This is a genomic window from Shigella sp. FC1544 (assembly GCF_001722145.1).
Lineage (GTDB): Bacteria > Pseudomonadota > Gammaproteobacteria > Enterobacterales > Enterobacteriaceae > Escherichia > Escherichia coli.
This window is the reverse complement of record NZ_MECT01000073.1, coordinates 1-8350: the sequence shown is the minus strand read 5'-3', so window position 1 is coordinate 8350 and position 8350 is coordinate 1. Positions and strand designations below refer to the sequence as shown.

Here is an 8350-nt window from a genome sequence, read left to right as displayed (position 1 = left end):
ACGGTTGTGGCGCACGTCTTCGGTGAACGCACTCTGGCCACACTGGAGCGTCTTCTGAGCCTGCTGTCGGCCTTTGAGGTCGTGGTATGGATGACGGATGGCTGGCCGCTGTATGAATCACGCCTGAAGGGAAAGCTGCACGTTATCAGCAAGCGTTACACTCAGCGCATTGAGCGACATAATCTGAATCTGAGACAACATCTGGCAAGGCTGGGACGGAAGTCACTGTCGTTCTCAAAATCGGTGGAGCTGCATGACAAGGTCATCGGGCATTATCTGAACATAAAACACTATCAGTAAGTTGGAGTCATTACCAAGGCCGTAAATCAATATGCCGCTAATAATATTAAGAATATTCAGGCTACCGTTAATCAGTAGCGGTATTTTCGTATTCCCTGCACCACGAAGTGCCCCGCTACCAATTAGAGTGATGGCAGCTGCTGGATAACTGAGTACCGTCAGCTCCAGATAAGTCAACGCCAGTGCTTTAACTTCTGTCGTGGCATCACCCGCGACGAAATCAATAATTTGCTCGCAAAAATGATGAATAAGCGTTGCCAACAGTACGGCAAACAACGTCATGATCACCAATGACTGCCGCGTCGCCACCCTCGCTCGTCGTCGATCCCGCTTACCGAGACTAAATGCCACAACGACAGTAGTACCAAGATCGATAGCAGCAAAAAAAGCCATAATGACCATATTGAAGCTGTCCGCCAATCCCACGCCGGCCATCGCATCTTTTCCCAGCCAGCTGACCAGAAAAGTGCTCAGAACCCCCATCAACAGGACACAGGCATTCTCCATGAAGATAGGAACAGCAAACGGGGTTATCTCGCGCCAGAACAACACTTTGTAGCTCTTGCGTTTAGCGTGCCAGCGAGTGCCGTGAACAACCTGGCGTAAAGCAGAGGAGATATTCAAAGCCGACCTTAATTGCAGAAAGTGAAACCACATTTCAAATAATGAGGGAGAATCAGCAAAGCTGCAAAGATTTTCGCCAACAAATTGTCTGCAAATGCAACAAACTGTTGATAGAAACGGCAAACAGTTGGGAAAATTAAAAATCGGGTTTGACAAAAGATTTTTCGCCGTTAAGATGTGCCTCAACAGCGATTCCTCTGTAGTTCAGTCGGTAGAACGGCGGACTGTTAATCCGTATGTCACTGGTTCGAGTCCAGTCAGAGGAGCCAAATTTCTGAAAAGCCCGCTTTTATAGCGGGCTTTTTGCTATATCTGATAATCAATTTCCTCTTCACTGTTTTCCATCACCTGCCGCTTGATATCCTCAACTGAAAGTCCTGCATTACAAAGTTCCAGAAAGCGCCAGACATAGTTACGCTGAAGTTGTCCTCGCTTCAGTCCCAACCAGACAGTATTAGCATCAAAAAGATGCCGCGTATCCAGGCGGATTAAATTCTTTTCCTCTTGTTCACCGCTGGATTGTTCGGCAACTATTCCGATCCCAAGCCCAAGAGCAACATAGGTTTTAATGACATCAGAATCCTGCGCACTTAATACAATATCTGCCAGCAAACCTTTGCGGGCAAATGCGTCATCAATACGTGAGCGCCCCGTAATCCCCTGTCGGTAAGTGATTAACGGCCACTTCGCTATTGATTCCAGCGTCAATGGTGTAATTTGCGTCAAGGGATGATCGAGTGGAACAAGCAAACTATGGTGCCAACGAAACCACGGGAAGGCGACGAGCTGCGGGTCATTACTCAAACGCTCGCTGGCGATACCAATATCAGCTTCACCATTATGCAACAACGTCGCAATTTCCTGTGGCGTCCCCTGGATTAGCTCGAGCCGAACCTCCGGGAAAAGTTCGCGAAAAGATTTAATGACCTCTGGCAAACTATAACGTGCCTGAGTATGCGTCGTTGCAATAGTGAGAACGCCAGACGTATCGTTGGTAAACAGGTCTGCAAGCCGACGAACATTACTGGCTTCATTCAGAATACGTTCTGCAATGACCAGTAATGCTTTGCCCGGTTCAGTCATGCCCAGCAGTCGCTTACCTCGTCGAACAAATATTTCGATGCCAAGTTCATCCTCCAGTTCCCGAATATGACGGCTGATGCCGGACTGTGAGGTAAAAAGCATATTCGCAACCTCTGTCAGGTTGTAATCCTGACGTGCAGCCTCGCGGATTATCTTTAGTTGTTGGAAATTCACGGTAAACTCCGGGCAGTTCAGATTTTCCGTTATTGTTAAAGTCTAATGCCCGGCATAACAAATAATAAAAACCCGCATCTTATTCCATCCCGATATAACGCTTAGCTCACCAATTGCCACTGCCTTTTTTCCATCACTGGAGAACTAATCACTGACATTAACAACTCTTTCACTGCCTGTGCCTGTGGTGACAAGTTTGCTCTGGCGGGTAAATTTAAGGACAAAGAGAGACTCATTGAAGGAGTGGTAATGCGTGACATCCACCCATTTACTGCGCCACATAACGAACGCGCAGCCGATTCAGGTAATACTGCAACGCCCATGCCGCTGGCAATCGCTGCGGTAAGCGTGGCAATAGACTCAATTTCACCAATGACTTTTGCCGTGAGCCGCCGTAGGGAAAAAGCCTCATCAACACGAAGTCTAACAGCGCTGTAATCACTGGGGAGAAAAAGGTTCATTTGCGCAATAGCATTAACATCAACGCTTTGCCCCGGGCAATCTTGAGTTCCTACCAGGAAAAGATCTTCTTTCAGCAAAGCCTGACTGGATACCCCAGCCACTGGGGAATGCTCATAAATCACCGCCATATCGAGTTGGTGATTTATCAGTTTTTCGTTAAGCACTGCACCACTATTTTCATGAAGATAGATAACGACCTCCGGGAATTCAGCGCGAACCGCCTGTAATAAGGGCATGGTGATGGATGACGCAGCGGTTCCTGGCGCAAAGCCAATCGAGACTTGCCCCGATAATGACTGACCAACGTTATGCACCGCCAGTTGGACCTGCTCACACTGACGTAAAATGGCCCGTGCATGGGTATAGAGAATTTTTCCGGCGTCTGTTGGCGTAACGCCCCGTTTTGTGCGAATCAAAAGCTGTTGATTTAACTCACCTTCCAGTGTGGCAACCTGCTGGCTGAGCGCAGGTTGTGCGATATGCAATACTTCAGCAGCCTGGGTCAGGCTACCAATATCTACAATTTTTACGAAGTATTTCAGGCGTCTGAAGTTCATGTTGCCTCCGGTTTTTAAGAATCGGCCCAAGTGCCGCCATTACTTACAACCAGAAAGCAAGATGCTTGCCAGTTCTATTTTGGCGTTGATGCGCAAGCTAACCAACTGTCAAATAAAAGATTATGATAGATTCGTCATTGGCCCTTTTTATCAGCAGTCGCATTCACCTGCCCTATAAAAGGAGGGTATGCACCACGATGGTTCATTACACAATAAGATTGAAAGCTCACCACTTTGTTGAAATTGGCAGCAAACAAACAAAAAAATACATTTCACCCTTTGACATCACCATGCACTGCCATTAATATGCGCCCCGTTCACACGATTCCTCTGTAGTTCAGTCGGTAGAACGGCGGACTGTTAATCCGTATGTCACTGGTTCGAGTCCAGTCAGAGGAGCCAAATTCAAAAAAAGCCTGCTTTCGAGCAGGCTTTTTACTTTCTAATTACCAACGCTCTTAAAACATCTGTCTTGAACCAGAACTAATTTGCACAGGCATTCCCGATCGACGTTGCAACGCAGCATTTGCGCGATTTACATCAACTTCTTGCCCGTTGATAAACGCCCGCAAAGATGGGGTTACCGGCAATGGCACTTTTCGGTCAGACTCATATTCTGCACGATTGCGCGACAGCGGCTCATGAACTTCCAGCCACTTTGAACCATCCGGTTCCGTTGTGTATTTCACTGGCTGATCAATAATTTGTACACGAGTGCCTACAGGAACATTATCAAACAGATATTTGATATCGTCATTGCGCAGACGAATACAGCCCTGACTTACCCGGAGCCCAATACCAAAATTGGCATTGGTACCGTGGATGGCATACAACCTGCCAATATAAATCGCGTACAGCCCCATGGGGTTATCGGGCCCCGCAGGAACAAATGCGGGCAAACTCTCCCCTCGTTTCGCATATTCGCGCCGGGTGTTCGGCGTTGGCGTCCAGGTTGGTGCTTCTTGTTTACGTTTAACGGTAGTCACCCAGTTACGCGGGGTTTCTCGCCCAGCCTGGCCGATACCAATAGGAAAGACTTCCACTGTGTTACTGTCTGGCGGATAGTAATAAAGACGCATTTCAGCGACGTTAACCACAATCCCTTTACGAACAGTGGCGGGCAAAATCAGTTGCTGCGGAATGGTGAGTTGTGAGCCAGGCTTCGGCAAAAAAACATCAGCGCCCGGATTCGCTTCCAGCATATTACTTAACCCTTGCCCGTATTGTGCGGCAAAAGTCTCCAGCGGCTGAGTATTGTGATCAGGAACAGTTACAGTAAGCGACTGCCCCACTAAACGGCTACCCTCTGGAGGTAATGGATAAGTTACCGCCAGGCTATTTTGGCTGGCAAAAAGCAGAGCAAATGAGCAAAGAATATTTACACGACGCATCATGTCCCTTTCCTAAGTCGCGAATACTATCCGATAAGTATAGCTTTTATCAGACTTTTCGTTTTTAGCTGTTCAAATCAGAAGTCGTATTCCCCGGTAGAACAATATTACTGGCAGCAAGTTCGCCCATGTTGTTGTATATCGCACAAGCAGCTTCGATGATGGGCATCGCCAGAGCTGCACCACTCCCCTCACCTAAACGCATATCCATATTGAGATAAGGCTCCAGCCCCAAATGCGAGAGCGCTATACGCGCGCCTTTTTCTACCGACAAGTGAGAAGGAATGAGATACGGTTTGATTGCAGGAGACATCTGGCAGGCTGCGAGCGCAGCAGCATAAGAAAGAAATCCATCCAGCAACACGGGTAAACCGCAGGAAGCAGCACCTAACATCACTCCAGCTATTCCGACCAAATCAAATCCACCCACTTTTGCCAGGACATCAATACCATCCTGAGGATTTGGTTGATTCAACGTAATCGCCCGACGCACAACATCAATTTTATTAGCCAGTTTATCTGTCGGCAGGTTTGCGCCAATCCCAACCACTTCTTCAGGATCCCGGCCAGTGATTGTGCTGACTATTGCTGCTGCCGGTGTCGTGTTTACCATCCCCAGTTCACCTACACCAAACAGCGTGACACCGTTTTTTGCCAGCTCCTGCGTATAACATATGACGTCCAAAAGCAACTTTTCAGCCTGACGGCGACTCATTGCCGGAGCTGAAGCAATATTGCCGCTACCTCGTGCGACACGCATGTTGATAAGCCCGGGGATAGGCTCAGCAGTATCAATACCAACATCAATTACGTGGACGTTAGCGCCCGCTTGTTCTGCCAGCACACACACGCCGGTTGTTCCACGGGTCATATTTTCAGCCTGTATGGCTGTCACTTCTTTTGGAGAAATAGCGACCCCTTCCTCCCAGACGCCGTGATCGGCACACATAACCAGTACCGCTTTTTTGCCCACATGCGGTATGCCATTCAACCCCGGCATTCCTGCCAGTTGTATGGCAAGCGCCTCCAGCTTTCCCAGGCTACCAACAGGTTTGAGTAACCCGTCAATATGCCGTTGTGCACGCGACATAGCGGCAGAATCGATGGCTGGGATCGTATTCAGTAAATCGGCAAGTATTTGCATGTCACGTCTCTTTATAGCAGTGCCAGCAGGAAGACCAGTTCACCAAGCTCTATGGCTGCTCCCAGCGTATCGCCCGTTTGCCCGCCCAGCGTACGTTTGAGAAGCTGACCGAGGATGAAAATCGCCACCATCGTCACCACCATAGCAGCCACACCATGCATACCCGGCAATAATACGGCAGCAAAAATAGCGGCTAAGCCGAGTGTGACGCAGGTTTGTCGCCCATCAATTTTGCCAATGAACACATTGCCAAGCCCTTCTTCCCGCGCATAACGATGACGATACATCAATAATGCGGCAGTCCCGCGGCTGACCGCACATGCTGCCGCCAGCGATGCAAGGATCGATTCGCCACGCAGAGCCAACTCGCTTAACACCAGAATCTTTGCCAGTACCACAAAAATCAATGCCAGACCGCCGTGGGTGCCTAAACGGCTATCACGCATGATTTCCAACATGCGATCGCGGCTACGTGCAGAAAATACGCCATCACAGGTATCAGCGAGGCCGTCCAGATGGAATCCCCCGGTCATCAGCGCCAGCACAAGTACGCTAAACAGTGCCGCCAGTGGTACGCCACACCATGCCTGCAGCACCATGAAGACCAGCCCGCTAATCGCGCCAAGCAATAATCCAATTAAAGGAAAAGTAATAATACCGCGAGAATAATGCTCGAAATCCAGTCCCTGGGACCAGCGACGCGGTACAGGCAGACGCGTAATAAATGAGAGCATCGCCCAAAATAATTTACTCATTTGATTTTTACTCCAATACCCGAAACCACCAGCCATACTTCATTTGCCGCAGCGGCCAGCTGCTGATTTACCCGCCCGGCAATATCACGAAAATGTCGTGCCAGACGACTCTCCGGCACAATCCCCATTCCCACTTCGTTAGTCACTAATACAACCTTTGCGGGGCAACGTTGGCAGGCAGCAATCAACGACTGAATCTCAGCATTAATCGCCTGTTCCATCGCCTGATAATCCCATTCATCAGGGTCTTTATCGCCGCCATAATCAAACAACAGATTAGTCACCATTGTGGTAACGCATTCCAGCAACACAACCTCATTCGGGTTAATGTCTGCATGAATTAATTCATCAAGATGTTGCCAGCGCTCCACTGTGCGCCAGTGCTCCGGGCGGCCTTGCTGATGATGTTCTATCCGTGCAGCCATCTCATCATCAAGGATTTGCGAGGTAGCGATATACAGAATCTGTGAAGAGTCCCCAATAAGCGCCTCTGCGTGGCGACTCTTCCCGCTCCGTGCGCCCCCCGTCACCAAAATCATCATACCGACTCCTGATTCAAATGTATGATGGTATTCATTGAACAGAACAATGGATCCCCCACCGTTGCTGACCGCAAAACATTTACGCGATTAATACTGCGCGTAATATAATTAAAAATCCAGCATTCTCAATCCATTACGAAATAAGATGGCATTACGGAATAGCCAGACTTTCTCGTGTTAACGTCCGACAAAATGCGTCATTGACAGCGGTTTCTGTGGATTGACACATTTCATTCAGATAATGAATTAATGCTACTGCCGGACCAACCAGCAAACGGGCATTGTGTTCTGAAATCCAGGCTATTGATTCAACGTCAGCGACAGATCTGCGCTGTAAAAGAACTTGTAAAACAACGCAATAGAATTATCCGGAATGGTGGCGACTATGCACTAGAACACCACAATTTCGCTCTCTCGGTAAGGCACTGTCACAGCATTCAACAGAATGTGACTTGCCAGATTTATTAGCGCCACCAGATGTTTAACCGGGTAACCACGACCCAGTCGGGGATATATTCCATCTTCTCGCTGACATCATCAAGAATAAAAAGGTTTATCACACTCAGAGCAACGTTCTTCAGCAGGCGGGATAATTCTTCAACATTTAGAATATGTGTTATTAAAGGCATACAAACTGGACGTATTGTATTTTCTTTTGGTGGTTGACCTAAGGTAGCAGTTTATCCTGATGCGCTGAGATTTCTGTAATATCTACGTCAACATTCTCCTCGAATAGAAAATGCAGCCCCGGCAAGTGATTCACATTTTTTAACAAAACGTTGTTAGCGTGCCATTTTCAGAAGCTCTCCAAGAAAGCGAATTCTTTTCTCAAATTCTGCATTCTCAGACACAGCTTTCTACTCCATGGCAATGGCCCAAATACGAAGTTGCTCAGGATCATTAGTGGTGCTGAGAAGTTAAATAACCATGCGGAGTACCACTCGTCATCACGTATTTATATATCATGAAGCTATTGTTGTGTTTTGTACATCAGTAGATGTATTCTGATATACTCCTTTTGCTAGACATAACCTTTCACCGGTAATGACTCCAACTTATTGATAGTGTTTTATGTTCAGATAATGCCCGATGACTTTGTCATGCAGCTCCACCGATTTTGAGAACGACAGCGACTTCCGTCCCAGCCGTGCCAGGTGCTGCCTCAGATTCAGGTTATGCCGCTCAATTCGCTGCGTATATCGCTTGCTGATTACGTGCAGCTTTCCCTTCAGGCGTGATTCATACAGCGGCCAGCCATCCGTCATCCATACCACGACCTCAAAGGCCGACAGCAGGCTCAGAAGACGCTCCAGTGTGG

At 48.1% G+C, this 8350-nt stretch carries 7 protein-coding genes, 2 tRNA genes and 4 pseudogenes; 3 read left to right on the top strand and 10 right to left on the bottom strand.

What is annotated here, in order from left to right; translation table 11 throughout:
• A pseudogene (locus tag BGK49_RS25495) lies at nt 1-300 on the top strand (IS1-like element IS1X2 family transposase); the annotation flags it as partial.
• 15 nt (nt 301-315) lie between these two features.
• Here BGK49_RS25495 and yeeO read toward each other — a convergent pair.
• A pseudogene (gene yeeO, locus BGK49_RS05485) lies at nt 316-957 on the bottom strand (toxic metabolite efflux MATE transporter YeeO); the annotation flags it as partial.
• A 160-nt stretch (nt 958-1117) separates the two neighbouring features.
• Here yeeO and BGK49_RS05480 point away from each other — a divergent pair.
• Nucleotides 1118-1193, top strand: a tRNA-Asn gene (locus BGK49_RS05480).
• 37 nt (nt 1194-1230) lie between these two features.
• Here BGK49_RS05480 and cbl read toward each other — a convergent pair.
• Both cbl and nac read right to left on the bottom strand, forming a co-directional pair.
• The gene (cbl, locus tag BGK49_RS05475; protein ID WP_001010986.1) at nt 1231-2181 is read right to left on the bottom strand and encodes an HTH-type transcriptional regulator Cbl; all 951 of its coding nucleotides are present in this window, start codon (nt 2179-2181) and stop codon (nt 1231-1233) included.
• A gap of 101 nt (nt 2182-2282) precedes the next feature.
• Nucleotides 2283-3200: a nitrogen assimilation transcriptional regulator NAC gene (nac, locus tag BGK49_RS05470; protein ID WP_046891742.1), complete on the bottom strand. Its 918-nt coding sequence runs from the start codon at nt 3198-3200 to the stop codon at nt 2283-2285.
• Between the two features lie 326 nt (nt 3201-3526).
• Here nac and BGK49_RS05465 point away from each other — a divergent pair.
• Nucleotides 3527-3602, top strand: a tRNA-Asn gene (locus BGK49_RS05465).
• 56 nt (nt 3603-3658) lie between these two features.
• On the opposite strand, the gene ldtA is transcribed toward BGK49_RS05465, so the two are convergent.
• From ldtA to BGK49_RS05435, 7 genes and pseudogenes are all read right to left on the bottom strand, one after another.
• Nucleotides 3659-4594, bottom strand: a complete 936-nt coding sequence (ldtA, locus tag BGK49_RS05460) for a L,D-transpeptidase (protein WP_000986350.1) — start codon at nt 4592-4594, stop codon at nt 3659-3661.
• Between the two features lie 61 nt (nt 4595-4655).
• Nucleotides 4656-5735 (bottom strand): nicotinate-nucleotide--dimethylbenzimidazole phosphoribosyltransferase, encoded by a 1080-nt coding sequence (gene cobT, locus BGK49_RS05455; protein WP_001166156.1) that lies wholly within the window; start codon nt 5733-5735, stop codon nt 4656-4658.
• Between the two features lie 11 nt (nt 5736-5746).
• Complete coding sequence (gene cobS, locus BGK49_RS05450) at nt 5747-6490, bottom strand: adenosylcobinamide-GDP ribazoletransferase (protein WP_005042779.1); 744 nt, start codon at nt 6488-6490, stop codon at nt 5747-5749.
• Nucleotides 6487-7032 (bottom strand): bifunctional adenosylcobinamide kinase/adenosylcobinamide-phosphate guanylyltransferase, encoded by a 546-nt coding sequence (gene cobU / locus BGK49_RS05445; protein ID WP_000973150.1) that lies wholly within the window; start codon nt 7030-7032, stop codon nt 6487-6489. The genes cobS and cobU overlap by 4 nt, the downstream gene beginning before the upstream one ends.
• Before the next feature lie 151 nt (nt 7033-7183).
• A pseudogene (locus BGK49_RS30875) lies at nt 7184-7327 on the bottom strand (cobalamin biosynthesis protein); the annotation flags it as partial.
• Between the two features lie 8 nt (nt 7328-7335).
• A pseudogene (locus tag BGK49_RS30870) lies at nt 7336-7524 on the bottom strand (IS4 family transposase); the annotation flags it as partial.
• Nucleotides 7525-8087: 563 nt separating this feature from the next.
• Nucleotides 8088-8350: IS1 family transposase (locus BGK49_RS05435; protein ID WP_000317683.1), on the bottom strand; the 263-nt coding region annotated here is incomplete at its 5' end.

Bases quoted from the DNA above. Each gene is read 5' to 3' on its own strand.
- cobS (WP_005042779.1), bottom strand. From the start codon at position 6,490: ATGAGTAAATTATTTTGGGCGATGCTCTCATTTATTACGCGTCTGCCT.
- nac (WP_046891742.1), bottom strand. From the start codon at position 3,200: ATGAACTTCAGACGCCTGAAATACTTCGTAAAAATTGTAGATATTGGT.
- cobU (WP_000973150.1), bottom strand. From the start codon at position 7,032: ATGATGATTTTGGTGACGGGGGGCGCACGGAGCGGGAAGAGTCGCCAC.
- ldtA (WP_000986350.1), bottom strand. From the start codon at position 4,594: ATGATGCGTCGTGTAAATATTCTTTGCTCATTTGCTCTGCTTTTTGCC.
- cobT (WP_001166156.1), bottom strand. From the start codon at position 5,735: ATGCAAATACTTGCCGATTTACTGAATACGATCCCAGCCATCGATTCT.